This is a genomic window from Cerasicoccus frondis (assembly GCA_031296915.1).
Classification (GTDB): domain Bacteria; phylum Verrucomicrobiota; class Verrucomicrobiia; order Opitutales; family Cerasicoccaceae; genus Cerasicoccus; species Cerasicoccus frondis.
In genome coordinates, this window is the sequence record JAVDPC010000035.1 from 25979 (window position 1) to 51637 (window position 25659).

General features: G+C 52.8%; 30 protein-coding genes. 20 read left to right on the forward strand and 10 right to left on the reverse strand.

Annotated elements, in window-relative coordinates:
• Positions 1 to 47 precede the first annotated feature (47 nt).
• The 14 genes from RBB63_RS20460 (at position 48) to RBB63_RS20525 (ending at position 7406) form a co-directional block, all read left to right on the forward strand.
• On the forward strand, positions 48 to 293 hold the full coding sequence (locus RBB63_RS20460; protein WP_309387051.1) for a MerR family transcriptional regulator: 246 nt from the start codon (positions 48 to 50) through the stop codon (positions 291 to 293).
• Between the two features lie 209 nt (positions 294 to 502).
• Complete coding sequence (locus RBB63_RS20465) at positions 503 to 772, forward strand: hypothetical protein (RefSeq protein WP_309387052.1); 270 nt, start codon at positions 503 to 505, stop codon at positions 770 to 772.
• Between the two features lie 14 nt (positions 773 to 786).
• Positions 787 to 1077, forward strand: a complete 291-nt coding sequence (locus RBB63_RS20470) for a hypothetical protein (RefSeq protein ID WP_309387053.1) — start codon at positions 787 to 789, stop codon at positions 1075 to 1077.
• Positions 1078 to 1348: 271 nt separating this feature from the next.
• On the forward strand, positions 1349 to 2314 hold the full coding sequence (locus RBB63_RS20475) for a rolling circle replication-associated protein (RefSeq protein WP_309387054.1): 966 nt from the start codon (positions 1349 to 1351) through the stop codon (positions 2312 to 2314).
• On the forward strand, positions 2265 to 2777 hold the full coding sequence (locus RBB63_RS20480; protein ID WP_309387055.1) for a hypothetical protein: 513 nt from the start codon (positions 2265 to 2267) through the stop codon (positions 2775 to 2777). The genes RBB63_RS20475 and RBB63_RS20480 overlap by 50 nt, the downstream gene beginning before the upstream one ends.
• A 32-nt stretch (positions 2778 to 2809) precedes the next feature.
• On the forward strand, positions 2810 to 2944 hold the full coding sequence (locus RBB63_RS20485) for a hypothetical protein (protein ID WP_309387056.1): 135 nt from the start codon (positions 2810 to 2812) through the stop codon (positions 2942 to 2944).
• 40 nt (positions 2945 to 2984) lie between these two features.
• Positions 2985 to 3203, forward strand: coding sequence for a hypothetical protein (locus RBB63_RS20490; RefSeq protein WP_309387057.1), 219 nt, complete (start codon positions 2985 to 2987; stop codon positions 3201 to 3203).
• A gap of 61 nt (positions 3204 to 3264) precedes the next feature.
• Positions 3265 to 3534, forward strand: a complete 270-nt coding sequence (locus RBB63_RS20495; RefSeq protein ID WP_309387058.1) for a hypothetical protein — start codon at positions 3265 to 3267, stop codon at positions 3532 to 3534.
• A gap of 3 nt (positions 3535 to 3537) precedes the next feature.
• A complete protein-coding gene (locus tag RBB63_RS20500) occupies positions 3538 to 3678 on the forward strand; it encodes a hypothetical protein (RefSeq protein WP_309387060.1) in 141 nt (46 codons plus the stop codon).
• A gap of 32 nt (positions 3679 to 3710) precedes the next feature.
• Complete coding sequence (locus RBB63_RS20505; RefSeq protein ID WP_309387061.1) at positions 3711 to 5096, forward strand: hypothetical protein; 1386 nt, start codon at positions 3711 to 3713, stop codon at positions 5094 to 5096.
• On the forward strand, positions 5096 to 5443 hold the full coding sequence (locus tag RBB63_RS20510; protein WP_309387062.1) for a hypothetical protein: 348 nt from the start codon (positions 5096 to 5098) through the stop codon (positions 5441 to 5443). The genes RBB63_RS20505 and RBB63_RS20510 overlap by 1 nt, the downstream gene beginning before the upstream one ends.
• Entirely contained in the window at positions 5440 to 6582 is a 1143-nt protein-coding gene (locus RBB63_RS20515; RefSeq protein ID WP_309387063.1) for a zonular occludens toxin domain-containing protein, read from the forward strand. Before RBB63_RS20510 ends, RBB63_RS20515 begins: the two co-directional genes overlap by 4 nt.
• 364 nt (positions 6583 to 6946) lie before the next feature.
• Positions 6947 to 7213, forward strand: a complete 267-nt coding sequence (locus RBB63_RS20520; protein ID WP_309387065.1) for a hypothetical protein — start codon at positions 6947 to 6949, stop codon at positions 7211 to 7213.
• 52 nt (positions 7214 to 7265) lie between these two features.
• Positions 7266 to 7406 (forward strand): hypothetical protein, encoded by a 141-nt coding sequence (locus RBB63_RS20525; RefSeq protein WP_309387067.1) that lies wholly within the window; start codon positions 7266 to 7268, stop codon positions 7404 to 7406.
• Here the strand turns inward: RBB63_RS20525 and RBB63_RS20530 are convergent.
• A complete protein-coding gene (locus RBB63_RS20530; RefSeq protein ID WP_309387068.1) occupies positions 7393 to 7959 on the reverse strand; it encodes a DUF2726 domain-containing protein in 567 nt (188 codons plus the stop codon). The two genes, RBB63_RS20525 and RBB63_RS20530, sit on opposite strands and share 14 nt — an antisense overlap.
• A gap of 816 nt (positions 7960 to 8775) precedes the next feature.
• On the opposite strand from RBB63_RS20530, the gene RBB63_RS20535 reads away from it, so the two are divergent.
• On the forward strand, positions 8776 to 9411 hold the full coding sequence (locus tag RBB63_RS20535) for a GyrI-like domain-containing protein (RefSeq protein WP_309387069.1): 636 nt from the start codon (positions 8776 to 8778) through the stop codon (positions 9409 to 9411).
• A 65-nt stretch (positions 9412 to 9476) separates the two neighbouring features.
• Here RBB63_RS20535 and RBB63_RS20540 read toward each other — a convergent pair whose 3' ends face one another.
• On the reverse strand, positions 9477 to 10424 hold the full coding sequence (locus tag RBB63_RS20540; RefSeq protein WP_309387071.1) for a PEP-CTERM sorting domain-containing protein: 948 nt from the start codon (positions 10422 to 10424) through the stop codon (positions 9477 to 9479).
• 240 nt (positions 10425 to 10664) lie between these two features.
• Here RBB63_RS20540 and RBB63_RS20545 point away from each other — a divergent pair, with 240 nt between their 5' ends.
• Entirely contained in the window at positions 10665 to 11702 is a 1038-nt protein-coding gene (locus tag RBB63_RS20545) for a LacI family DNA-binding transcriptional regulator (protein WP_309387093.1), read from the forward strand.
• On the opposite strand, the gene RBB63_RS20550 is transcribed toward RBB63_RS20545, so the two are convergent.
• From RBB63_RS20550 to RBB63_RS20560, 3 genes are read right to left on the reverse strand one after another with little or no spacing between them, the layout of a single operon-like run.
• On the reverse strand, positions 11699 to 13159 hold the full coding sequence (locus tag RBB63_RS20550) for an MFS transporter (protein WP_309387072.1): 1461 nt from the start codon (positions 13157 to 13159) through the stop codon (positions 11699 to 11701). The genes RBB63_RS20545 and RBB63_RS20550 overlap by 4 nt on opposite strands.
• Entirely contained in the window at positions 13156 to 13884 is a 729-nt protein-coding gene (locus tag RBB63_RS20555; RefSeq protein WP_309387073.1) for a hypothetical protein, read from the reverse strand. The genes RBB63_RS20550 and RBB63_RS20555 overlap by 4 nt, the downstream gene beginning before the upstream one ends.
• Entirely contained in the window at positions 13872 to 17261 is a 3390-nt protein-coding gene (locus RBB63_RS20560) for a hypothetical protein (RefSeq protein ID WP_309387074.1), read from the reverse strand. The genes RBB63_RS20555 and RBB63_RS20560 overlap by 13 nt, the downstream gene beginning before the upstream one ends.
• Positions 17262 to 17534: 273 nt before the next feature.
• Between RBB63_RS20560 and RBB63_RS20565 the strand changes: the two genes are divergently transcribed.
• Positions 17535 to 17972: a hypothetical protein gene (locus tag RBB63_RS20565; RefSeq protein WP_309387075.1), complete on the forward strand. Its 438-nt coding sequence runs from the start codon at positions 17535 to 17537 to the stop codon at positions 17970 to 17972.
• 11 nt (positions 17973 to 17983) lie between these two features.
• On the opposite strand, the gene RBB63_RS20570 is transcribed toward RBB63_RS20565, so the two are convergent.
• Both RBB63_RS20570 and RBB63_RS20575 read right to left on the reverse strand, forming a co-directional pair.
• Complete coding sequence (locus RBB63_RS20570; protein ID WP_309387076.1) at positions 17984 to 18871, reverse strand: ABC transporter ATP-binding protein; 888 nt, start codon at positions 18869 to 18871, stop codon at positions 17984 to 17986.
• Positions 18872 to 18984: 113 nt separating this feature from the next.
• Positions 18985 to 19815 carry an ABC transporter ATP-binding protein gene (locus RBB63_RS20575; RefSeq protein ID WP_309387078.1) on the reverse strand — a complete coding sequence of 277 codons (831 nt, stop codon included), beginning with the start codon at positions 19813 to 19815 and terminating at the stop codon, positions 18985 to 18987.
• 91 nt (positions 19816 to 19906) lie between these two features.
• Between RBB63_RS20575 and RBB63_RS20580 the strand changes: the two genes are divergently transcribed.
• The 3 genes from RBB63_RS20580 to RBB63_RS20590 all read left to right on the forward strand — a co-directional run bounded on the left by RBB63_RS20580 (position 19907) and on the right by RBB63_RS20590 (position 22381).
• Positions 19907 to 20614, forward strand: coding sequence for an Mpv17/PMP22 family protein (locus RBB63_RS20580; protein WP_309387079.1), 708 nt, complete (start codon positions 19907 to 19909; stop codon positions 20612 to 20614).
• A gap of 71 nt (positions 20615 to 20685) precedes the next feature.
• Positions 20686 to 21675, forward strand: coding sequence for a bile acid:sodium symporter (locus RBB63_RS20585; protein ID WP_309387080.1), 990 nt, complete (start codon positions 20686 to 20688; stop codon positions 21673 to 21675).
• Positions 21676 to 21751: 76 nt separating this feature from the next.
• On the forward strand, positions 21752 to 22381 hold the full coding sequence (locus RBB63_RS20590) for a superoxide dismutase (protein ID WP_309387081.1): 630 nt from the start codon (positions 21752 to 21754) through the stop codon (positions 22379 to 22381).
• 103 nt (positions 22382 to 22484) lie between these two features.
• Here RBB63_RS20590 and RBB63_RS20595 read toward each other — a convergent pair whose 3' ends face one another.
• The 3 genes from RBB63_RS20595 to RBB63_RS20605 form a co-directional block, all read right to left on the reverse strand.
• A complete protein-coding gene (locus RBB63_RS20595) occupies positions 22485 to 22715 on the reverse strand; it encodes a hypothetical protein (RefSeq protein ID WP_309387082.1) in 231 nt (76 codons plus the stop codon).
• A gap of 13 nt (positions 22716 to 22728) precedes the next feature.
• Complete coding sequence (locus RBB63_RS20600) at positions 22729 to 24543, reverse strand: SLC13 family permease (RefSeq protein ID WP_309387083.1); 1815 nt, start codon at positions 24541 to 24543, stop codon at positions 22729 to 22731.
• 97 nt (positions 24544 to 24640) lie between these two features.
• The gene (locus tag RBB63_RS20605) at positions 24641 to 25612 is read right to left on the reverse strand and encodes a D-2-hydroxyacid dehydrogenase (RefSeq protein WP_309387084.1); all 972 of its coding nucleotides are present in this window, start codon (positions 25610 to 25612) and stop codon (positions 24641 to 24643) included.
• Positions 25613 to 25659: the final 47 nt, after the last annotated feature.

Consider the following 25659-nt stretch of genomic DNA (forward strand, 5'->3'; position numbering starts at 1 on the left):
CTATTTTTATGTTGTTTGCGTAGGATTCCTATGCATTCTCATACGACATGAACAAGAAGAACCAACTCAAAGACTGGGTAACGCCCTCCTTCGTAGCCCGTCGCTTCTGCTTAAGCCCGTCTACAATCCGCAAGCACATCGACGCCGGGAATATCGAAGCTTTCCCGAGTCGCGTTAACAGGAAAGGCAAGCCCTCCGGCTACCGTATCAAGCGAACCGAAGTCATGCGCCTGGACCGCTGCGGCATTCGTCCGCGCATCCACAATTTCAACAACGGCCTAAGCGCCGCTTAAGGGGTCATGACGATGCAGGGGAAGCAAACACGTTACGTCGTCATCTGCGACAGCTGCCGGGGATCTGGCTCTCACTCATGGAGCGAACCAAAGGACGGTCACGGTAAAGACTTTAAACAAATCACGAAGCAATGCGGCCAGTGCCACGGCTCAGGCCGCATGCTTTGCACCGTTTCTTACAAACCGTACGGCTCAAAGGGGCAATAGCAATGGAAGCAATCAAACTGTATATCAGTGAATTTCAGTCGGTGGAGAACAGCATTATGATGGTCAAGTCATGCAGTGCTAAGCTCGCCGACTTTGGACACCCCGGAACGCTTGAGCTAACAGGCTTTACCGCTAAGCGAAACGACGGGCTGCATTTTCTGACCGTGGAAGTTGATTCAGCAGACACGGCTCTGGAGTTGGGCCGTTTCATGGCAGAATGGTCTGCTGGCATGTGGTCCGAGTATGGCAACACGATTGGGGAGCAGCAATGACCGGCATCGAGCAAATGATTAACGAGCTTGAGAGTCATCAACTTTTGGTGGTGCTCGCTCCGGCTCCACGTCCGATGCATGAGGGGCACATGGTCCGTGTTCCCTACGACCGCAATCCGGTTTGGTATCGACGCCTCTGCGCCGCATTTACGAGCGCACGACGTTCGGGCAAGCTGACTACGCGCATTCGCCGTGCATCGGTCTTACGAATTTTAAAGCGACTCAACGAAGGCAAGGGAAGCGATAGCTATCTTGTTCCTTACCTAAGAAACACAGCCAAGGCAATGGAGGTGCAAGCAGCATGAAGGCTTTTCTTTCCCTGCTAATCGTTGCAGTTGCCCCGCTGGCCGTGACGCATCCCAACAGTGGGTGTTCTCATAGCGCGTCACGGCCAGCATCTCTTTGCGCTCAATCCACCATGCCAACCCGTTCCAGCGGCTTTGCTTCGCTGGGACGGGATCATTTCCGTTTGTTTTCTACTCACTTTGTCGCGGAGGTCTTGAACCCCCTTCGACTCCATCTAATTGCTACCCCACTGCGCGTCGCAGGCGTAGCCGAAGACTGGAAGGCTGCGTCGTGAGTAGCCCCAAGCACAACAAGATGGACCGCGCCGAGGCGTATTCCAATGGCCGTAGTGAAACGGCCTATGAGGATGAATACGCTAATGCCGATCTGGCCAGCGGTGACATTCAAGTGATGCCCTACCGCGCCAAGAGCTACCTTTGTGAAGGTGGTGGCAGACTGGTTCACAAAGACATGGTTCGCCGTGGCATGCCTACCGATTTTACCGGCTGGTTGTTCGTTACGCTGACTCTCGACCGTGAACAGTTCGACCACGATCCCGAAGCCGGTTATCTGGCTGGCAAAGATCGTATGCGGCGGTTCTTCGAATACCTCTCACGCCACGGATTCAGCTTTGATCGTTGGATCTGGAAACTTGAGTTTCACCCCGATTCCCCCGAGTGGACGCACTGGCATTTATTGCTGGATACGCGCCGCTTCATTCCTTGGGAAATCATCAAGCGCGCCTGGAATCTCGGCGGGGTCGATGTGGAGCGCATCGAGTGCTTTGGGCACGGTGAAGCTATTGGCCGTTACGAGTTCAAGTACGTCTTCAAAGAAGGCATGGGCCCGCCTAATTGGCTGCTCAAATACAAGCGTATCCGCTTCATTCAAACCAAGGGCATTTTCCCGAAGCAGGAGAAGCCCAAGGAAGAGCGCATCGAAGACAAACTCGACCGCTTAGAGGACGAATATCAACACGGCAAAGATAACCGCTCCGAAGCTCCCACGATTGGCCAACGGCTCAAGGGCTGGGCTCGCCGCATTACGACCGTCTACGAAACCCAAGACGGCAAACAGGTCAGGGCCTTCGAGCTAACCATCAGCACCGAATCTTTCTTCGGGCGTCTCTGGAATCTTCCGCACCACTTGCGGGACCTTCTGGCGCCCTTTCACGCAACTGTAAGAAAACACCAACTCATCCTAGATTATGTCAAACCAAGAATCCAACTCCCAGCAGGTCTCCAAGGCGCTGCTTAATAAATACTTTGTTGAGCCCGAAGCCGATAAGCTGAAGGGCAAACACAATCCGGAGGGCCTCCTGCTTGCAGGCAAGGTGATCTCCATTAAGCACACGCCACACGTTAAAGAAGTGGACGGCGTCAACGTCTACAAGGTTCAGACCGCTATCGAAATCGAATCCGATGGCCGCAAATACCAGTATTCGAGCTGGTCGAACCTGAACGAAGGCCAAGAGCCCTTGGACCTCGAACGTGACACCTATTACGTCTTCTCTGTCGGCGGACTCAAGAGCCACCGCGTAACCGATGGCACGTATAAGGACCGTAACGGCAACGAACGCGCCAACACCGTGGCGGAGCTTACCGAAGTCCGTTGGCTTGAAGTCACCGAGCTCGAAATTCGCCCGAAGGGCCTCGGCGCAGCGGCTTCGTCCAGCGCGAGCGCCGGTGGCGCTGCGCGGACGAAGGCGACCGCCGCTTAACTTGGTTTACCTTTCGTAATTGACGCAAACCAATGGATTTCAACTCCGAGTTCTGGACAGGCGTAAGCACATGGATTGCGGGCTATGGCTCCATCTGGGCCAGCCAATACATCGTCTTGTTTTTCAAGCGCATGTTCAGCGCTGCGGCTGATCTCTCCGTGGCTTAAGGCCACACATCCAAACCAACCCCAACACCACCATACCACCATGACTAAGACCAAGAAAATCGCTGGAGTGGGCCTCGTGTCCCTGCCTGTTATCGCTAACGCACAAGTCGATTACTCGACTGTTACCAGTGGCCTCACTGGTGAATTCGCGGGCATCCTCGCGCTCGGCCTCGGCGTCGCTGTGGCCGTTGTCGGCCTCTTCGCCGCTCCCAAGGGCGTGAAGTTCGCCAAGCGCATGTGGGCAGCCATTGCTGGCTAATCGGCATGGGGCGGGGGTTCATTCCTCCGCCCCATTTCCGCTAATCACGAAAGGAAACGCCATGTTCGCTCAAGTTGATTTCTCCTCTTTAACCAGCTCCATGACCGCAGAATTTGCGGGTATCCTCGGACTGGGCCTCGGCATCACCGTGGCCGTTGTCGGACTCTTTGCCGCGCCACAGGGTATCAAGTTTGCCCGCCGCATGTGGGAGTCGGTGACAGACGATGGAGCTTCTTCCGCTCCGCAGGTTGGCGACGAAATTTGGGTCCAAGACCAGGAAGGCAAGCCACCCCGCAAGATCACCGTCGATGACGAATGGACACCTTACTAAGCCATGACTGACAACGAACTACTACAGCAAATCGCCAACAACACCGAGACCATGGCCACTCTGATTCGCATCACGCTTGAGCAGCAAATTGCCGCCGTGGTCGTTTTGATTTGGTCGGTCTTTTGGAGCACCCGCGAATCATGAGCGCCAAGCAGACATGTCTTGTTTTTATTTGCTTGGCATTAACCGTTGTTGGGCATGCGGCCAATGTCCCGACGGGCACTTATCAGCACCCAGATAAGGACGCACACTTGAGCGTGACTGCGGTCTATGAGTCGCCGGACAATGAGGGGTGGTGGCGCGTAGAATTCAATGTTTGGGCCAATGAGAGCGGCAGTTTCATGAACATCTACCCAACGAATGACACTGACGATATTGTTATTTATTACGACCCGCAGAACACTGGCCCCTATCCTTACACATATGATGTCATCAAAGATTTTCGCGCAGGCAGTCATTATTACATGCTAGCGCAAAACGCCGATAACGTCCTGGATGGCTACTGGTCGCCGATCATTGCGCAGGAATATAAATGGTGGGAACTCGCAACGGACAGTTTTTACAACGACACAGGCTCGGACGTAACCTATCATTACGTTATCCGCTACTATGGCACGGGCGGCGCATCGGAACCCCAATCGCAGATCGGAGCCAGCGTCGTTGTTCCCGCCAACCACAACTTGCAGTTTACCGGTTTGCTCTACGAAAACTTTTCCGTGCACCTCTACCGTGAGTATGCCGGTGGCACCGCCTTTGTGGGCCAGTTTTATGCCTCGCTCACCGTCAGCGAAGATGATCCGCCCGACGAGCAAGGCGTAACGCCTCACTTGACCGAAGGCTCAACGCCGCCTTTCGTTCCCGAGAATAACTTCTTCCCCGAATGGCCAGAGTCGCCTGAATTCGTTTCTGCGGATGATCGCGAAGATCAGTTTGGCGAAGACTACGACAACAATCCAATCCCTGATCCCGAAGCCGACAGCACGGATATTGTCGAAGCCATTGACCGGCATGACAACAACCGCCGCGAAGAGCATCTCACTGACGAAAACATGTGGCGTCAGTCTGAGGATAACTTGACTCAGCGCTTCGATGATTTGAACACCGCGCAAGAGTATCGCCAAGATGAAATCATTGCCTACATCGCGCAAAACACCACGATCAATTCCAATGGCCACGCCGCAACCAAGAACGCAATTGATGAACTCAACAGCGCGCTAACTTCCGGCGTGGAAGGCGCAGAAGACCCGGGGCCGGTCAACGTTGATGCGTATACCAACGGCCAAGATGATTCGCTATTCGAATCCATGAATGAGGACATTCAGGGCACCGTAACGACGATTCTTGGACTCGTGCCCAACCCTCAAGCGCTGCCAACCGTCAGCGGCCGCGACTACACTTATTCCATGTCGTTCGCCTCCTACAAGGGCGCTGATTTTTCATTCGATATCGATCTGACGCCCTACCAAAGCGTGATTGAACTGATTCGCTCGCTTGAGGTCGGACTCGTCGTTATCATGTTCATGGTCTCGGCCATCAAAACCGTGAGAGGAGGCTTCGCGTAATGCTCAAGTCACTGCAAGAACTCATCAACTGGCTGAAGCGCATCGACGGCTTTCTCGGCGTCGTCCTCTCGCCGTTAACCATTTTCCTGACGATCTGCTACACGGTCTTGTCGCAGCTCCACGAACTGTTGGGCTGGCTGCTGGGCCAAGTCGATCAAGCCGTATCGTCCTTAGATGTGTCGGTCGGCAGTCACGGCCTCGATAGCGTCGCTACGGATTTTTGGGTGACCGTGAATACCTTCTTCCCCCTCGATCTCGTCTTTGAGCTGGGAACTATTCTACTCGGCCTTAAGGCGACCATGGCCACTGTCCGCATCATCAAATCCTTTATCCCCACGCTCACATGAAAGACGCAATTTTCCGAGTCTTTGCCGGAACCCTCGGCAGTTACAAGAGCTATCATGGCGTAGTCGAATGCCTCGACACCCTTGAACAAGGCGGCGTCGTCATGACGAATATTCCGCTCAAGTGGGACCGCATCAAAATGTTCTTCGAGGACGAAAAGGGCCTCATACTGGACGACAAGCAATACGTCGTCATCACGCCAGAACAGGCGGGGCACTTCGTGGAGTTACTCGTCAAGGGCGAGCACAAGAAGCCCAACAAGCTCGTGATTGACGAAGCAGGCTTGCACCACAACACGATGGATAAACGCCAGATGGACCGCAAGGTTCTCGAAATGATTGTCCACGCTCGTAAGCTGCACATCGATACCGTTTTCATTGCCCACCACTTTAATGAGATTCTCGCGCAGATTCGCAATAAAGCGCAGTCGGTCCTCTGGTTTCGCGACCTGGAGAAAATCAAGTTCCTTGGTTTAACCTGCCCAATCCCGGCCTACATCTTTGCCGAGGTCGACGCACGTAACCCAAAAATCAAATACGACAAGGCGCTCAAGTGGAAAAACAAACGCATTTACACGTTCTACGTTTCGCACGACGTCCAGTCCGAAGCGGTGAAGGCGATCAAGGAAAAGCCCAAGATCGAAATGCAAAAAGTCGACAAACCCGCCAAGCCCACGCCGGTTAAAAACTTCGCTAAGCGCTGGGCTCGCCGCGCCGCCTTTGGAGCCCTGATCGCGGGCGCTACGACCTTCCTAACCGCCAGCGAAGACAACCCCTCTCAGGAGCAACCCAAGCCCTCTACCGCGCCTGTAGCCAAGCAGGTAGCGAACAATCCACCATCGCAAGCAGAGATTCCTACTGAACCCGAAAGCCTGACTTACACGTCAATGGGCGTTAATGGGGCAGTCGAATACCGCATGAATTCCCGCGTGCCTTACCGGAAAGACTTTTGCCGATACTCCTCGATGACTGTGACTTTGAGTAATGGGTCAGTTCTCAATGAACTAGATCCCAAGCTATTTGTGCGTCTTCATGATGGAGCCATCATGTATGAAGGTGAAATTTATAAGCACGCGCCAATCACGACTGACAAACCATCCAACGAATCTTTTACCTCAGCTCTGGAGCAGTTCGGAATTTAAGCGTTCATGTTCTATCAAATCCAAATACCGGAAAAACCCATTAAAAACACATTCAATTCTTACGCTTGACACATTAAAAACACGTGCTAAAGTAGGGCTAATGTATGGAAACATACAGCCACAAGATACCAACTCATAAAGTGCTAAGAAATAAAAAGTAAGCCGTAAAAATCTATCAACAGCTTAATAAGTAAAACGAAAAGCACTAACTAACTAACTAACACGCACAATCATGGTTACGAACTCGCCAAACCGCAGCTACTCCGGCAGCTGCCACACTTAACAATTCAGCAATAGCTTACCATGGCCTCAAAAACCATTTCCAAAGGTTGTGAGAAACTGTTGCTGAACAAAGCAACACTAGATGGAAAACGACAACCTTCCCTCAACTGAAAAGTCATATCAAGATCACCTCAAGGGGTTCAAAGACCTTAAAGAAGTTAGCAACCTTCGCAACACCACCCCGTGGCAAAGCGCGACGCTACTCGCTCATCTGATTAGCGGAGGTGCGATAGCAGCAATTGCGATAAGCCAAGGCCCTTGGTTTGCATACCTGCTAATATTCCTAAGCGGGATAGGAGCAATGCAATTGTTCTATCGAGCCCGTACGCACGATGAAGACAAAGAATAAATTTCGCCTAAACCTAGATTTTCCGGTTCAAGTCAAAGAGAAGCTTGAGAAGATGAAGTCTAGCACTGAATCCACGTCCAATGTAGAAGTCATTCGACGCGCACTCGCTTTATTTGAGCTAGTCCTGGACAATGGAAACACAGTGCACCTCAAGGACAAAGACGGTAACTACACGGAAATCAGGATATTGTAGCGCCTTGCCCAACAACAGGTGCCTCATGGGCAAATATCTGCTGGTAGAGTTGCTTTGTGTCATACGCTGGGCTCCAAGGAACCCTCACCAGATAAACACCTGCTTGTTTTAAAACTGCATCAACCATCTCGTCGCGCTTTTGTCGATCTGCCTTTGCATGTGAGCTATCATCCAGTTCAATGCAGGCGCGCAAAGCTAAAGTGCCTTGATCGCAAAGCACAAAATCAATGTGCCTGGACTTAATCCGATTGCGAAGTCCAAATGCTATTTTTCGATCAATGCCCTTCTTAACCTGCGCGATATCCTCGAGGCGCACTTTGGCCATCACTACGTATGCGCCATTTACCGTCTGCAATAGCGTGGCATAGAATACTTGTTCGGCTTCCGTTAATAGTGTCCCTCTAGACTCTATTGAGTTCTCAGGGATACCCGAAGTAGATTCTTCAATGCTCGCGCTTTCCTTGGCAGCATTTTCCAAGCGTTTACCGAGCGCAACAATGCCAAACAGTAGCCCAAAAGCTAATACTATCAAAATGATAACTACAATCTCCATATATCAGTCCATAACAGCACTATGCATTTGGATGAACAGAAAAAAATGAAGTAAACATTCTTATTTTCATAGCGCTAACTCTATGCAGTAAGATCATTTTTCTATCAACTATCCATCAATGTGCCCCCTACCCTTCACCAATCCAGCCATAGCAGAACATTCGTAATGAGTAGGTCGTCGGTTCAAATCCGATGCCCGGCTCCATTCCAAGCCCCCCGCGAACCCGCATAGACATTAAGCCTTGCGGGATTTTTTGCGGCCTGACCGCTGCCACGCCAGCGCACAGCCTGTGTCATTCCTTAGCAGCGCCCATGCTAAAGCTTAACACTGACAATGTCATTCCTTAGCAGCGGCACTGCTATGGTTTAGCAGAGGCGTGTAATTGTTATGCCAATTCGGCATCTGTCGCATAGGGGCGGACTAGCTAGGTCATCAGACGAATTGCAACGCTACCTGGACGACTTCCAAGCTGACGTGGCCAAATCCTTCCCAAGATTTAGCAAACATTATTTTCGTTCCAAACAGTACGTAGACCGATCGAACTTACACAAATGAACCCATCCGCAGCATTCGCAGAGCTACATCGCACCCATTCGGATCACCAATAGGAAATCTCCTCCGCCGAACCAAGCATGGGCTAAATCTGGCCTTCGATCTCGATTCGCCAAGCCTTGACTTCTTCAACGACCTAAATCATCCAATTAATTTAGCCAGGCAAGCGAATCTGATAGCATAACTCCTTAAGATTGGTGTTGTATTTCCACTGTTTCACGGTTCCAAATCCACGCCAGATTTCCACCTCACGTCTATAGAAGTATGATAAAACCGAAACATGAATGGAGACGGCATGAAAAGGAAATTTATTGCCCGAAACAGATACCCTCCTTGATAAAGGCGCCTGCATTTAAGTTCATTCGCATTCGTGGTGAGGGCGATCCCAACAAGGAACCATTCAATGAACGAATCCGAGCACTCTATCCCATTGCATACGGGATTAAAATGATCGCAAAAAAGCCTGAAATGGCGCCGAAGGGACATTATGATTTTACCGTGTATCCATTAGAAGGCGTCTGGGATATTAGCGACGAAGCCAAAAAGAATTTCAGCGGTAAGATCAATAAGGATGATCTAGTTTACGAACTGATGCTGCGCCAGCCAGCGTTTGTCACCAGGGATTATTTTCTCAGAATTCTGGATATTTCAAAGCAGAAGATTCCGAACCCGTTATTCGATGAAGTTGAACTCACCGAGATCGAAGAAGGACTTTGTTTGCAGATGCTACACGTAGGACCTTTCGATACCGAAGCAGAAACATTCAAGATAATGGAGGCCTACGCCACTAACCAAGGACTCACCCGGCAATCAAAATTACATCGTGAAATTTACTTGTCGGACTTCCGGAAGACGGCTCCTGAAAAGCTGAAAACGGTACTGCGATTCAAAGTAAAATAATGCCCTCTAAACAGCGCACTCAACGCGAACGTCGACTCGACGTAAGGAATTAGCTGTCCAGACAATCAACGGCGGCGCTGGCGTATCGCGAAACCGAGAACTCCGATCGCCAAGAGCAGCGCATAGGTTCCTGGCTCCGGCACCGCAGTAAGCGTAAGCGTTTCGCCACTGTAGGTGAAGTAGTCGCCAAACGTGCCCGCATTGCTGCCCGCGATGGTCAGCTTACCCGCTTCCCATTGCGATATCCAAGTTGCTTCGCTTGGAGCACTGGTTCCAGAAACGGTGATACTGCTGCCAACGGAATCCAAAGCAAAGTCGAAGTCAAATTCCGTAAAGCGACCAGTCGTATCTCCTGCGACTATCGAGTTCACGCCGCTACCCATCGTTACTTGTCCATAACCAGTGCCCGGATTCGCTCCATATTGGAGCATACTCACATTAAGCGATCCGCCGTTTTGAATCATCAATTGGGGATCCACTTCGCCGTTCAGCGCAAACAGATAGGTGCCGAAGGTGGCCGAAGCACCATCAATGAGCACACTGCCATCACGCTGGTTGTTCGTCGTAGAGGGCATGTTGACCGTGTTGTAAATATTAAGCTGAGAGGCCCCTATCATTCGGATCGCACCGGAACCAACACTTGCAGTGAAAGCGCCGCCAGCGACATTGAAAGTCGATCCATTCAGGATTAATATATTGGACGTTGCTAAATCAAATGTGCCGCCATTCAAGTTGTAGACGCCATCAGTGAAATTCTTAGCTGCAGTAACATCCCACGTCACCGTATTGCCAGATTGCGTCACATTCGCGGAGAAAGTGTTGTCAATGGAAACCGATGGGCCGGTGCTGGTGATGAAGCCATCATTGCCTTCGCTATTCGGTGTGCCATCAGACCAGTTGGAGCCATCAGCAAAAGCACTGTCAGTCGCGCCAATCCAGGTTGTTTGAGCGTTAGCCAAAGGCGCCAGAATGAGCGAGGCCAGGACGTATGGGATAGAATTGGGTATATTCATTCGAAACTATGGTTAGGGTTAATGAAATGGAATCATATCCAACAGCGTAGTCAGTTCAAGGGGACGACAATGTAACAAGATCCACAGCGAAAAGCCTCACCACGCCATGCACCTCGATGCAGGTTTCAAGGATTGCCGCTCAATTGCCAGATGCGCCAAGCTTGACTCTCGAAAAACAGTCTTAAAAATAACGGCATCGACCCCAAGAAGACATCCGATAAGAACGTAACCCTGCGTGACATCGCCAAAGAAACGGGCATGAGCCTGGCCACGATTTCGCGGGCATTACGGTCCGACCCCAGAACTGCGGCATCGACGATTAAAAAAGTCAAAGACGCTGCAGCACGCATGGGCTATCGTCCGGACCCAGGGTTTCAGATACTGGTGGAACGACGTTGGCGGGGACGACGTTCCAACGAGGGGCTGAACATCAGCTACATTTACGACAGCAAGGACCTTACTGAGACTGATGACATGGAGTATAAGCGCTATCGGGAGAACGCGCTTAGCCAAGGCTATACGCTGATTCCCGAGGACTTGCGCAGCTATCCCAGTGTTAAGAAATTGATCCAGCGCATTGAAGCCAAGGGAGTCAGTGGTGTGGTGCTCTCGTATATTTCGGAGGCACCCTACGAGATCGATGAACTCTTAAAGCGGTTTGCCGCAGTGAGCATCAACGTTTCGGCGATGCAGCCCGATTGCCCAATCGTCATGCACGATGAGTTCATTGCCATTGAGCATATTTGGCGGCGCCTCAAAGCGGAAGGCTATCAGCGCATTGGAGTATTGTTCGAAGATTACCCGGAGTCCTTCACCATGGATCAGCGACTCAGCGCCGTACTTTGCCGCCACTATCGTGAGACGAATCCGCAAAACACGATCCCAATTCATTTTTACGATTTCCACGACACCGATCAACACGCGGCAGTCGGCGAATGGGCTGAACGCTATCGACCAGAGGTCGTGGTTGGCGACACTCATCACCATTACGAAACTCTGGAAGCGCTCGGCTATTCGATGCCCAAAGACTTGGCGTTTCTTTCCATAAACATGTGGGACCCGGAATACATCGGGCAAATAGCAGGCTACTACCGAGACAACGTCATCCTGCTGCGTCAGGGCTTGCAACTACTCAACTTGATGGTGCGCTCCAGCAAACACGGCGCCGATCAAGCCAGTCTGATCGAAATGGTTAACGGTGAATGGGTCGACGGAGATAGCTTGCCCAAAGCCAAGCCTGTCCAATCGAAAAAGAAGGCGCCTCGTAAGCGACGTTAAAGTTTACCGCGGCGCTCCTCAAGCTCCGCACGAATGGCGTGCATCTTCTGGCGATTGAGCGGGTAAATCCACATCATGTAGGCCGAAACGCCCCAAAAACCGAGTGGAATGAGAACGAAAAACAGCAGCATACGCGTGAGTACTTCCGGCGGCTGCTCACTGCCAACGCTCACATCAAACCCAGTCGCTTCAATGATGAAGCCCGACACGCCAGCCGACAACGTGAAAGCCATTTTAAGGAACCAGGAAAAGATCGAGTTTATGCTCCCTTCACGTCGCTGATGCGTCGTCTTTTCGTCGTAGTCCACAATGTCCGCCTGCATCGACGGCACGATCAACCACATCGCGCCGATGACGCCTGCATTAAACGCCACCGGCACAAGCTGCAGATACGGGTAGTCCGGCTGCAAGCACACATAATTCAGACCTGCGCCAATGAAGCCTGAAACCAGAATCATGAACATCGCCCACTTCTTGTCGAACTTTTCGCAGATCCAAGTCCAGAGCGGAATCGTCGCAATGCCAACGACGGCAGCAACCGTGCCTTTCCAACCTTCGATAATGTAAGACTTCTGCAGTTCCCCATCATTGACGAAGTAAATATTCAGGTAAATGCCCAGTTTACTCACCACGCCATTGCCAAACATGAACAAGAAGATGAATCCGCACAGTAGCCAGAATGGCTTGATTTTGATTGTCTCTTTTATACCTGCGACGATCGAAACCTTCTTCTGCTGCGCCGCCTCTTTTTTGTAATATCGCTCCTTAACAAATATCGCTGGCAACACGCCAAGAATCAACACCAGGGCTGCAAGGCCAAAGCTGACGACCCCCATCCCTTGCCTGACATCAGGCTCGCCGGTAGCGGGATCAATAAAGTAATCCAACGACGCCAGCGCCAATACCCAGCCTCCAACAAACACCCCGAGTTTCGTGATCGCAGTGCGGTAGCCGGCAAGACGCGTTCGCTCGTCGTAATCCGGCGTCATCTCCAGCATAAGGCTGTAATACGGCATCGCCCAAACGGTAAACGCAGTGAAGAGCAACAGACCAACGACTGTCAGGTAGATGACGAGCCCGTTAACCTGGTGCTCATCACCCAGGAACGGTAAATGCGGCGTCCAGTCGGTGAGCCCGGCAGGCGGATTCCATAAAACCGGCAACAGAAGCGCCGTGAGAATCGCACCAACAAAGATGTAGGGGCGGCGACGCCCCCAACGCGTCCGCGTATTGTCAGAAATATTCCCCATCACCGGATCAGCCAGTGCATCCCAACCGCGGTAAATGAGCAGGATTATACCGAGTATCGCCGGGCTCACACCATAGGCGATGTTCCAGATCGGCATCCATAAAACAGCAGTCGCCAAGCCAACGGAAAACCAATCGATGGGAGCGGCTGAAGAATAGGCGAGTTTTTGATAGAACGGAACTTTGTCTTCCGGAGCAACCGTCTTCATAAAATCACATTACGCATAAACCAACGGCGATCATCGTCGTTGAGCGTGAAGAGGAAATAAACGCCGCTGACCTCCGGTTGCATACGCCACTTTCGACGGTAAACGAGCTTATAGTCGTCGTTGTCTTTCAGCGCCAATTGCACCGGTAAGGTGTTATTCTGAATATTGCCAATGGGCACTGACGCAGGCTCCAGCGGCGGCAAACTGTAGACGTCCGTTCCAGCATTGAGCACCAATTCCTTAAGCGAAAGATTATAGATCAAGATGGTGCCAACGGGAACATTAGAGGTCGAAGTATTGATGGCGAATGCACGGCTCTTTTGCTCGCCCAAGCTGTCGGCCACCAAAACTACGATCGCTTGCTTCCAAGCCGAACCAAAGTTCACGCTGATGACCGGAGTATAGACCGCGCCATCGTCCGTAAGACGCTGCGTGTAGAGATCGAATTGCGTTGGCCCAGCGTAGTCGTATGGTTTCGAAAGCGTTGTAGGGTTGATGTCGAGCGCAGTGTAGCCATCCGCGCCACGGTAGAACAACTCTGGCAATTCCAGCGGCTCACGCTGCCTCTGCATGGAGCCAGCAGAAACTTGCTTGCGAGCACTGAACAACATGACCTGGAACTCAACCGAGCAAGCGTCCTGTGTGCGCTGAGCGTAGGCCTCCGCACCACTCAAAAAAGCAACGATCAATAGCGCAAGCGAGAGTAATGACTTTAATCGATCCATTGGAAATCAATGATGCGGAACTGGCGTCCGAAGTTTTGGTTCGTAGTAGTGAGCGCATCAAACTCATCAGTCGCCGCATTGTTTGCATCCACATATTGCGCCAGTCGTTGCACCGTGGCTTTGCAACGAGCCGTCGCCTGCACTTCGCCGGAGAGCGGGTTTATGGACTCGCCATAAGCGTGGATGACGAAGGTGTCCGAGCGCGTTGAAATATATGGCCCGATTGCGTCCAGTAAATCCAGTTGAGTCAGGTAGCCCAAGGCTCCCGTGGCGCGATCCCCGACACTAGCGTCGATATCAAGTTCACGGTAAAACTGCGACATTTCGGTTTCGGTCAGTTGAAATGCTTCATCGTTGAAACGCGGTAAGCCCTCGTCTGTTTCGACATTTACTTCGGACAATTCAATCGCAGCCTGCAATGCGCCAACCATCATCGCACGCGCGCCGACATCATCGGAATCACCATACTCCTGTTCGCGTTCGGAGCGATAGTCTCCATCCGCCAGGACTCGGTTAACGAAATGCGAAAGGGAAATAAATGGCCCGCGTTGTTTCACCTGCTCGACAATTGCCGTAGCCAACCGGTCGATGTCGCTGGGTGAGAGTGTGAGGAAGCCATTGTAAATTTCATCAGAGAGTGTGTTGCGGTCATCTGGCGTGGGGTCACCATCGGGCGCTGAGACCCGAAGAAACGGCGTCACATCATCATCGTCAAACTCCCCTGCCCGACTTTGAACGGCGGCGACCTGAGCACTCGACAAGAATGCTTTCCATGCACGTTGGGAAGTGGAATTGACATTGAAGGCGCCTTCGATGAACAGGCTGCTCGCCGAGGTATCCCAGCCAAAGTCAAAGTCATCGGAGACTGAATAGCGGACATTATCACTAACAGCATCAGCCACGTTGTAGGCCGAAAAAAAGTAGGCGTCCCAAAGCGCGTCGTTCAACAAGTAAGAGACATCGTAGTGATAATAGCCAATGGGATCGGGATTACTATCCGGCCACACGCTGCGCGATGTTTGAGCTGCTGGAATGCGCGGATCTTGCAGCGAATTTCCAATGGCGTATGCCGGCCATGTATTTTGAGCGTTGTAGGTTTTAGTCGGGTTATTGAAATACTTGTTTGGGTTGACAAACGGCTGTGATAAATTTGCGTGCGCGAGGTCAGCAATTGAGAAAAAATAATCTTCATCCGTAGGCGCTTCATAAAGAATAAAGCCGCCTTCAGCGATTCCGCTCGGATCATCGGAATAGCTGAAGTTTACTTTCTCGTCGCCGTGATTGTAGGCGAAGTAAGAATTGTTGGTAGGCAGTCCATTATTCCAATGGTAGTTTTCCGTATTCCCAAAGTAGTTCGGGTTAAAGGCGAAGTCGCTGCCATTGTTATTACCGTAATCCACTGACTCCAAAGGGCTTTTGGTGCTGCGGGGAGCGCGAGGGTTGTAGTTGGCGATCATTTTCACATACGGCATGAAATCACGCTGTGCGTCCGTAAGATCGTCGTTGTTGTTTACCTCCGCATAGTTCTCCGCCAATTTGAGGTGCATGTAAGCGCCAGCGGCTGGATAGGTTGCCAGGTTATAGTTAGGGTGCCCAGCGATGATCGGCTGATTGCTTTGCGCGGAGCTGATCAGGGAGGCATTGTTGGCCGGCCAAAGCACGCTGCCTTTGCCGGTGCTGCCGGAACCAGTAATGAAATAATTCTGCCCGGACACATGCTGTAACAGCTCATCATTTTCCACCTTGGCTACGCTCTCCCGCGCCAGACGCAGGCGCAGGTAATTGGCCGACATCATCCGTAAGCCCATTTCATTAATGTTTTGGCTGACGCCTAAGTCATCCAGATGATATGGACTCACGCCCTCGCGGTAAAAAAACTCGCCATCGCGAAAGCCAAGCTCGAGCGGCATCGGTGTTTCGGGATTGGAATCCCACTCGGTAATGCTGCCTGGAGAGAACACAATCGCCTCGCCTGGTTCAATGACCGGGCTGGAAATTTCAAAGCGCATTGGATCACTCGTATCCGGAAAGATGTCGCTTTCTTTGTAGTAGGAAGTATTGCCGTTATTCGGATTCGTGTAGGTGATGGTGTCGGCGCGACCATCGTCTTCTTCCAGATAAATGCGCGACTGGATTTCCATCGTCATGCCTTCGGCGCCGTCGTAGGTGTTGTTATCCGTGACCTTCAGGTAATACGTGTCCGCAGCGATAGGCTGGTTGTAGGGATTCCATAAAACGACTACCGGAAAAACGCACAAACGCGGCTGGTACTGCCCGGAGCCCACAGAATAAACCATCAAATGATGATGCAGAGAGAATTGCGCGATGACCGGGTAGAGGCCAACTTCGGTGTCGGTTTGCTCGCGTGAAACGAGCTCACCGTCTTCGTTGGGCCGTAAGTTGTAATACGAGCGCAATTGCTCCCAACGCGGGCCGCCAGGATCACGATCGTTCGCGACACCGCTCTCTGCATCGAAGACTTGAGAGCTTCCATGGAAGGTAATTAAATCCTGGAAATCGCCAGCATCGCTGAAAGCCGCACTGAGGTCTTTTTTCAAACCGGCGTCACGCACATTCACGGGCAGCGCGCGAGACTGACTCGTCATGTCGTGCGTGTAATCCAACAGGAGGGAGTCATCCGTCGACAAGGCCAATGGCAGTTCCGATAAATGATTCGTTGCCCCCAGAAGCGAACGCACGTCACCCGGATCACTGACCAAGTCTGCGACGCCATCAAATGCGCTCATATTCATTGTCGATGGATTTCGGGCATCGCGGTTGTTCGATCGGCCATCATCGGGAACCATTGAAATACTGGCCTTCAAACCCTCATCCGACACCCAGTAGGCATAGTGTCCCTTGACCACGCCATCACCGACAATGTCTTCTTTGGGCAGGATGATTGCCTGGCCGTCAATATCGTCATCCGTCATCAACACCTCGTCATCGGTCAAGCTGCTGGCAGAGCGATTTTGGTAGGCGGTCATCGCGGCGTTGCTACCAGTATTCTGCATACTCACCAACCACTTCATTGGGCCGCGATCTTTGATTTCCGCCTGAGTCTGATCGCCACTCGTCGTGTAATTTTCGTCGTCAGGATCACTGGACCAAACACCCGTCCAATAAGGCGCATCATCGACTAGAATATCAGCCCGCGCCGTGATGCGCTGATCGGGTCCCGCGAGTTTTTGTAAATCTCCTAACGCCTTCACCAAGGCAAACTGGGCATTGCTTCGCGCTTCGGCATCCTGGCTCTTGGCGATAGTCGCATTGGACTCCACCATCAAAGTCGTCGACAATGACAATAGCAACATGACCATGAAAGCCATCAATACGAGCGCGATAACGAGCGCAAAGCCTGGTTGTTGTTTCTTCAAGGGGATCTTCAATACGGGTATCAGCTACAAAGCGTTACGCCCTATTGATCGTCTTTTACGGCCCAGTTGTAAATTGAGCTGCTTTGAAACAATATGCACAAGTTGACTAAAACACTCGCCGACGGAGCAGAAAACGCAACCTCAGTTACTCAAGCTCACTTGACCTCACCCTCTATCGATCACTCAAAAACATTGCCAAACACCAATCACTGATCGACAATAATTAAGGATTTCCCCGCCCCAAAACCAGAGCCAGTGAACTTGAACCTTACGATGAAACTCTTTCTGAAAATAACCTCCTGGATACTACTGGTATTGGGCATGCTCATGCTAACTGCTCCACTTGCAGCGCTATTGAGTATATTCTGGGAGGGTGAAAATTTTCTGGGGCTGATCTTTATACTCCCAATTCTAGTCTTCTCTGTCGGTTGCCTCATCTTTTCCATCGGCTATTTGCGCACCGCCCGAAAAAGTTACGCCGAAGGTCTTGCCATGATGTCCGGTTTTATCGTTTGGGGTGTCTTGGTATCGTTCACATCGGATTGGGAAAGTGTTGACCAAGCACACAATGCCTCATGGCTGGAAATGGCGTTCATCATTGGCCCGATTCTGCTAGGCGTTTGTGCAACAAAGTTATTGAAGCACCTGATAAACCGAAGCCATAGCTTGGAACCAACGACATCGGTAGACGCTCAAGAAAACCTCGGATAAACAAGTTCTGTCTAAAGCGTCGGCACTGCAGCCAGTAGCTTTTTTGTGTAAGAATCCTGCGGATTCGCGTAGATCTCATCGGCGTTGGCCTGCTCAACAATCTTGCCGTGATTCATCACGAGCACGTAATCGCTGATGTGCTCCACCACCGCCAAGTCGTGCGCGATGAACAGATACGTCAAGCCCAACTCTTCCTGCAGATCCTGCAACAAATTCACAATCTGCGCCTGCACCGAAACATCAAGCGCGCTGACAGGCTCGTCACACAAAATCAACTCCGGCTCGACCGCCAACGCGCGTGCGATGCCGATGCGCTGACGCTGACCGCCGGAAAACTCGTGCGGATAACGGCTGCGGCTATCGGCGGGCAAATTGACCTTATCCAACAGGTCTATGACGCGCGCTGATTGCTTCGCCTTGTCCCACTGCGGAAAATGAATGTCCAGCGGCTCGGCAATGATCTGCTCGATGGTCATGCGCGGATTCAGCGAGTTAAACGGATCCTGAAAGATCATCTGGATTTTCTTGCGAAACGGGAAAAACTCACTGCGCGTCATGCCGCCAATTTCCACCATCCCCGCCGAAGGCTTTACGTCGTCGCCCAACGCGGCATCCTGATAAGTCGGCGCTGGGGCAACACCTTTACCCTGATAAAAGATCTGCCCACCGGTAATTGGCGCAAGCTTGATGATGCTGCGACCGATCGTTGTTTTGCCACTGCCGGATTCGCCCACGAGCCCGACAGTCGTCCCCTTCTTCACTTGGAAGGATACCTTATCAACCGCCTTCACGTGGTCCACCACGCGCCGCATCAGCCCACCGTGAATCGGGTAATAAACCTTGAGGTTTTTGACTTCGAGGAGCGGCGCTTCGTGCGGATGTGGTTGGTCTTCAGGCATGGGCTAGAAAGGTAATTCTCAGATATCAAAGGTCAGTTTTCAAATATCAGTTAGGTTCTACTGCTAAATCTCCCTCCATTGAAAATTGATATTCGAGAGCCGAAAATTGAAAATTATACGAGCGTCGTATGATCAATCGTCGTGAGGCGACGTTGCTTGACGCCGGGGCGCGGGATACAGGCGATCAGCGCCTTGGTGTAAGCGTGCTGCGGATTCTCAAGAACTTTCTCCGTGGGCCCATGCTCCACCACCTCACCGCGGAACATGACCTGCACCTGATCAGCAAATCCCTTGATGATGCCAAAATTGTGCGTGATCAGGATGATCGACATATTCGTCTTTTCACGCAGCTCTTTGAGCAACTCGATGATCTGGGCCTGGATGGTTACATCGAGCGCGGTGGTCGGCTCGTCGGCCACAAGAATCTTGGGTTCGCAGGCCAACGCCATGGCGATCATCACACGCTGTTGCATACCGCCGGACATCTCATGCGGGTAGGCCTTGTAACGCTTGTCAGCGTCTCGGATGCCCACCTTGCGTAGGGAATCAATCACGCGGCCCGTAATGTCTTTTTCTTCCGGCACGTGAAGTTTAATCGCCTCGGCGATTTGGTAACCCACCGTGAAAACGGGATTGAGCGACGTCGAAGGCTCCTGGAAAATATAAGCAATCTCCTTGCCGCGAATGGTGCGTAAATCGCGCTTGGGCATCTTGAGCACATCTTTGCCGCGCAGCATGATTTCACCCGAAATCTGGCAAACCGGTGGATCTGGCAAGAGGCGCGTGAGCGACATGGCGGTGACAGATTTCCCACTGCCGCTTTCACCCACTACGGCGAGTGTCTGCCCTTCTTCAAGGGAGAAATTAATGCCTTTCACGGCCTGCGTCACACGGTCACGGCCATGGAAACTGATCTTTAGGTCTTTTACGTCGAGAAGCGGCATTACTGTTCGGTGGCGTTGGCTAACCTCATGTTGCCAATGACCTTGTCGAAAAATGACTTTGTTGCAAGCGGGATTGCGCATTGCCGGTTAAATGTCCAGCGTCGCTGCCATGTCCAATACTGAGCCAAGTCGCTTGGGCGCCGCAATCCAGGAAGGCCTCAACGCCGCCAAGAAGAACCTGATCCCGGGTTCGATCCTGTGCGTGTGCGGCGTGCTGCTGGTGCTCGGCTATTATCAGGTGGCGGCAATCCACGGGGCGCTCAGTTGGATTGGCGGCTGGCAGGCACGGCTGGGGCCGCTTCTATCCGTGCCGTCCACCGCTGTATTTGGCGGCATCGTGCCACTGGTATTCCGACGACTCTTTCTTAAAGAGGGCAGCACTGGGCGGGATTATCTTTTCCAGATTCTTTTTTGGGGAAACATGGGGCTGCAAGTTTTCCTGCTCTACGAACTGCAGGCAAAACTCTTCGGCCAAGACGCCACATGGCAGAGCGTGCTGCCGAAAATTTTCGTCGACCAATTCGTGTATGTCCCACTGGCTGCGGTGCCATGCATGGTGCTCGGCTACCTCTGGAAACAATGTAATTACAGCCTCGCCGAGACCCGAGCTGCACTGGCGCGGCGTGGCTATTGGGAGCGCTGCATCCCGTTGTTGATCTCTAACTGGGGCGTGTGGGTTCCGGCCACAGCCATCATCTACAGTTTTCCATTGGCGCTACAAGTGCCGCTGCAAAACCTGATCCTCAGCATCTGGGTCATGCTGGTGATCCTCCTCACCCGAGACCAGAAGGCGGATTAACTGGAGTCTGTCCGTGGCCCCTGACAACATTTTGCAAGTGACTCCACGTCAACGATCCGAATGCTAGCGCCATGGTCCGCTTCGTGATGTCCAACCAGTTTATTGTCGGCGTATTCGTTGCTGCGTTGCTGGCTGCGATCTATCCACAAGGCGCGGCGGAGGACAGTTGGCTGTTTCCCGAATTCGCGACGAAGCTTGGCGTGTTCGTAATTTTCTTCCTACAAGGGCTGATTCTGCCAACGGAAGAACTAGGGCGCGGCCTCTCACAGTGGAAGGTGCATGTCTTCACTCAGGTTTATATTTTCGTGGTTATGCCACTGATCGCCTGGTTGGTCACCATGCCATTAACGGGCATTGTCGGACCAGTACTGAGCTTTGGCTGGCTGTATCTGGGCATCATCCCGTGCACGATTTCCACTTCCGTCGTCTACGCAACGAAGTCCGGCGGCTCGCTTATCGTCGCCTTGTTCAACACATCCGTGGCCAACGTGCTGGGGATCTTCATCGTGCCAGCGTTTTTCCTGTGGTATACCGGGGCTAGCTCAAGTAGCGCCGATTTTCCCCTTGGCTCCATGCTGTTCAAAATCTTTCTGCTGCTCCTGCTGCCGCTGATTTTAGGTCAGGCCATCCGCCCGTTCGCACATGCAGTTATTAATCGCTACAAGCATGTTCCTGGAAAGGTCTGCCCCTACATTATCTACAGCATCATTTATTTCTCCTTTGCCAAGGCTGTCTTGAATCGCTTCTGGGAAAAGCAACCCGCGAGCGCTCTGGCAACCGCAGTACTGGGCATTATTCTCATTGCAGTCGTGGGTTGGGGGCTCTGCGCACTGCTGCTCAAATACATGCCTTTTTCGCGGGAGGACAAGATTGCCGCCTTTTACTGCTCCACTCAAAAAACCGTGGCCGCTGGCGTGCCCATGGCGCAAAGCCTGTTGATTTATCATGAATGGGACTCCGGCGTCGTCATTCTCCCACTGCTGCTCTATTGCCTACTGCAATTTAGCGTTGGCGGGGTCATTGTAGGAAAACTTGAAGCAAAAAATGCTCACGGACATTGACGTAAGCCCCGGATGCCTTCACGTTATTAGTTCCGTAACTCACTCAAAAACCACGTAAAACACAGAAAGACATCAAATGGCTTACGAACTGCCACCTCTTCCTTACGCTTACGACGCGCTCGAGCCGCACATCGACGCGCAAACGATGGAAATCCACTACAGCAAGCACCACAATGCTTACGTGACCAAGCTCAATGGCGCGCTCGAAGGCAGCGGCTTTGACGCCCCCGAGTGCCCCGCCGAACTCTGCATGAAGCTTTCCGAAGTGCCAGAAAACATCCGCGGCGCTGTCCGCAATAACGGCGGCGGCCATGCCAACCACGCCCTTTTCTGGTCCGTCATCGGCCCTAACGGCGGTGGTGAACCAACCGGCGCGCTCGGCGAAGCCATCACCTACACTTTTGGCTCCTTCGACGAGTTCAAGTCCAAGTTCTCCGACGCTGCAGCGACTCGCTTTGGTTCCGGCTGGGCGTGGCTCATCGTCAAGGACGGCAAGCTCTGCGTGGGCTCCACCCCCAACCAGGACAACCCTTACATGGGCGAAGCCTTCGGTTGCTGCGGCGGCACGCCAATCCTCGGCCTCGACGTTTGGGAGCATGCTTACTACCTGAAGTATCAGAACAAGCGCCCGGATTACATTTCCGCTTTCTGGAATGTCGTCAACTGGGACAAGGTTGCTGAATACTACAGCAAGGCCATCGCTTAACGCAGCAAGCTAAGCATCGATCAATTTCAGCCCCGGTCAGCAATGGCCGGGGCTTTTTGTGAGGGGAACAAAGGCTTTAATCGTTCAGCCCCCCCTTACCTGCTCACAGATTATCGAGCTTATCGCCGATATTATTCGCCGTGCTGTCGATGTCGTTCTGCTTGCGACCGAGGGGGTCGTCGATGTCGGCGGCTTGCTCCAGCTCGCCAACGACAGGTCCCGTTTGCGACGTGCGTTTTTTGGCGGCGCGAGCGGCGGCGATGGGCCAAGTTTCACAGCCGACCAGGCTGATGATCAATAGAAGCGACGCAGAGGCGAGGAACCAACGTTTCATGTGCAGTAGCGAATTAGAAGCTCCAGAACATGGGGATCACGATTACGCTGACAATGAAATAAAGCAGGTTTAACGGGATGCCCACCTTCGCAAAGTCCGAAAAACGATAGCCGCCGACACTGTAAACGTAGGTGTTTGTCTGGTAGCCAATCGGAGTCGCGAAACTGGCTGAAGCCGCCACGCAAACCGCAATGGCGAACGGACGCGGATCGACGTCGAGCGCTAACCCGATGCTGATCGCCACGGGAGCCATCAACACGACAGTGGCGTTGTTCGATAGAAACTCTGTGCAAATGCTGCCTACCAGATAGACGACCGCCAGCATCAGGAACGGCCGTATGCCTTCCGGCACATGGTCGGACAAATGGACAATTTGCTCGACCGCCAGTCCCGTTGCGCCACTGACCTCGAGCGCCTCGCCAAGCGCGAGCATGCCATAAATCAGCATTAAAATCCGCCACTCCACCGAAGCGTAAGCGTCCTTCGGCTTCACAATGCCCATCACCATGATAATCGCCATGACGGCGATGGACCCCACCACGATCGGCAGTTGCAGGAAGCTCACCGCAGCAACCATCGCCACAACCAAGCCCACGACCAACGGCAGCCATTTGCGCAGGCTGTTCGCCGAAACGGGGGGCTTATCGAGCAGCATAATGTCGTCACTGTTGCGCAGTTTCTCAATCGCCTGGTCGGTGCCCATCATCAGGAGCGTATCACCAAAGTCCAAGGGCAACGTTTCCAGGCGGTCACGGACATTGTGGCCATGACGGTGGATCGCCAGGATGATCATCCGGTAACGCTGTCGGAAGTTGATCTCCCGAATGTTCTTACCCGTGATGCTCGATTTCGGGCCAATAACACCCTCGACAATCGCTCCCTGGTGCGCGGCGATTTGCTCAAGGTCCAGCCCACGCTCATGCACGAAGTCGACCTCCCCCGATGCCTGTGCTTCGGCCAGACCAGAGGGACGGCAGGATAAGACCAGGCGGTCGCCTTCCTCAAATTTCGTTTTACGGATATCGCCATCCACCGCCACACCGTCGCGGATAATTTCCAACAGGCGAATGCCGCGCGCGCGTTTGAGTGATGACTCGCCAAAACTCTGGCCGATCAGCTCCGACTTCGCACGCACGAAGGCTTCGGTGATGAATTCACGGCGCTCTTCCTCGGATAGGATGGCGGTCAAAGTCTCACGAACGGGCAGCAGCTTCGGGCCAAACAGGACCAGGAATCCGGTAGCGATGAACAACAACGGCAAGCCCACCGCTGATAGTTCAAACATCCCCAATGGCTCCATACCCGCGTCACGTAACTCTCCGCTCATCAAGATGTTCGTACTGGTGCCCATCAAGGTGCAAACGCCGCCAAAAATCGACGCATAAGACAGCGGGATCAGCAGCTTGGAAGCCGGCGTTTGCATCTTGCGCGCCAGTCCGATAACAACCGGCAGGAACACCACGACCACCGGCGTATTGTTCATAAACGCTGAGACGAACGCGATGGACAGGATCATCACCACCATGAACATGCGCAGTGGAAGCTTCGTCAGCCGCCCTAAGGCCTCAGCCAATAGCTCGATGGCGCCGACCTTTTCCAGAGCCAAGCTGATGATAAACATCGCGGCAATCGTCAGCGGCGCCGAGTTGGCGAAGACGTCAATAAGCGCATCCTTATCCGGCAGGTGGTCAGAGCCCGAGGCCATGCCCACGACCAGCAAGATCGCAAACACCGTAATCGCCGTCACGTCCACCGGCAGCTTCTCTTTCACAAAGCTGACGATGGCAAAGACGAGCAATGCCAATACGAAGATGATTTCCCAGGTCACAGTAGCCGATGATTAGTGGATAAATAAACGCACCAGCATGCGCTGCGCCCGCTGTCGCGCAATAGCGAATTATTACCCAAAAATGTCAAACGATGGATCAATTGACCACATTCTGCGGGCGCCCAGCCAGAAACGCGCGGATATTCGCCAAGGTGATGTCGAGCAAAGCCTGACGCGCTGGCCAACTGCTCCAAGCAACATGCGGCGTGATAAAACAATTCGGCGCGCCGAGCAGTGGGTTATCCGCCGTCATGGGTTCTTGGGAGACAACGTCCAGAGCGGCGCCCGCGATTTCGCCATGCTGCAGAGCCTCAGCCAAGGCGGCTTCATCCACCAGACCACCACGCGCCGTGTTGATCAAGAACGCGGTATTTTTCATCAGCGCCAAGCGGTTGCGGTTAACGAAGCCGGTGTTGTCGGGCGTTTGCGGACAATGCAGCGTGACGATGTCTGACTGCGCAAACACCTCGTCAAGATCCGCCCAGGTAAAGCCGGTTTCCCAGTTGGGGGCGCCTTGGCGACTGCGGGTGTGAGCAATGACATTCGCGCCCAAGGCGTGCACCAGTTCTCCAACACGACCTCCGATTTCACCCCAGCCAATGAAGCCTACGGTGGCTTCCGTCAGTTGGACTAATGGCTTCTGCCAGTAGCAAAATTCCTCGCAGTTCACCCAATCGCCTGCATGGACGCTTTGGCTGTGCAGACCAACATGATTACACAGCTCCAACATTAGCGCCAGCGTGTGCTGGGCGACGGATTGCGTGCTGTAGCTGGGGCCATTGCAGACCGTGACTCCCTGCGCCTTGGCCGCCGCGACATCGATGATGTTGTAGCCGGTCGCAAGCACACCGATCAACTTCAGGCCCGGTAATTGCGCCAGCGTATCGGCGCTCATCGGGACTTTATTGGTTAGCACGACTTCCGCACCTGCGCAGCGTTCGGCGATCAGCGCAGAATCATCGTGCGGTGTATGCTCATGGATGAACACGTCGCCAAATTCATGGAGAGGCGCCCAGGGTGATTCGTCTTCAAAGTAGAAAGTGCCAGCATCGAGGATAACCATTTGCATGTCGGCAAGGTTAAGTCGAAACCGGGCTTGTCCAAGACCTAAGTCTG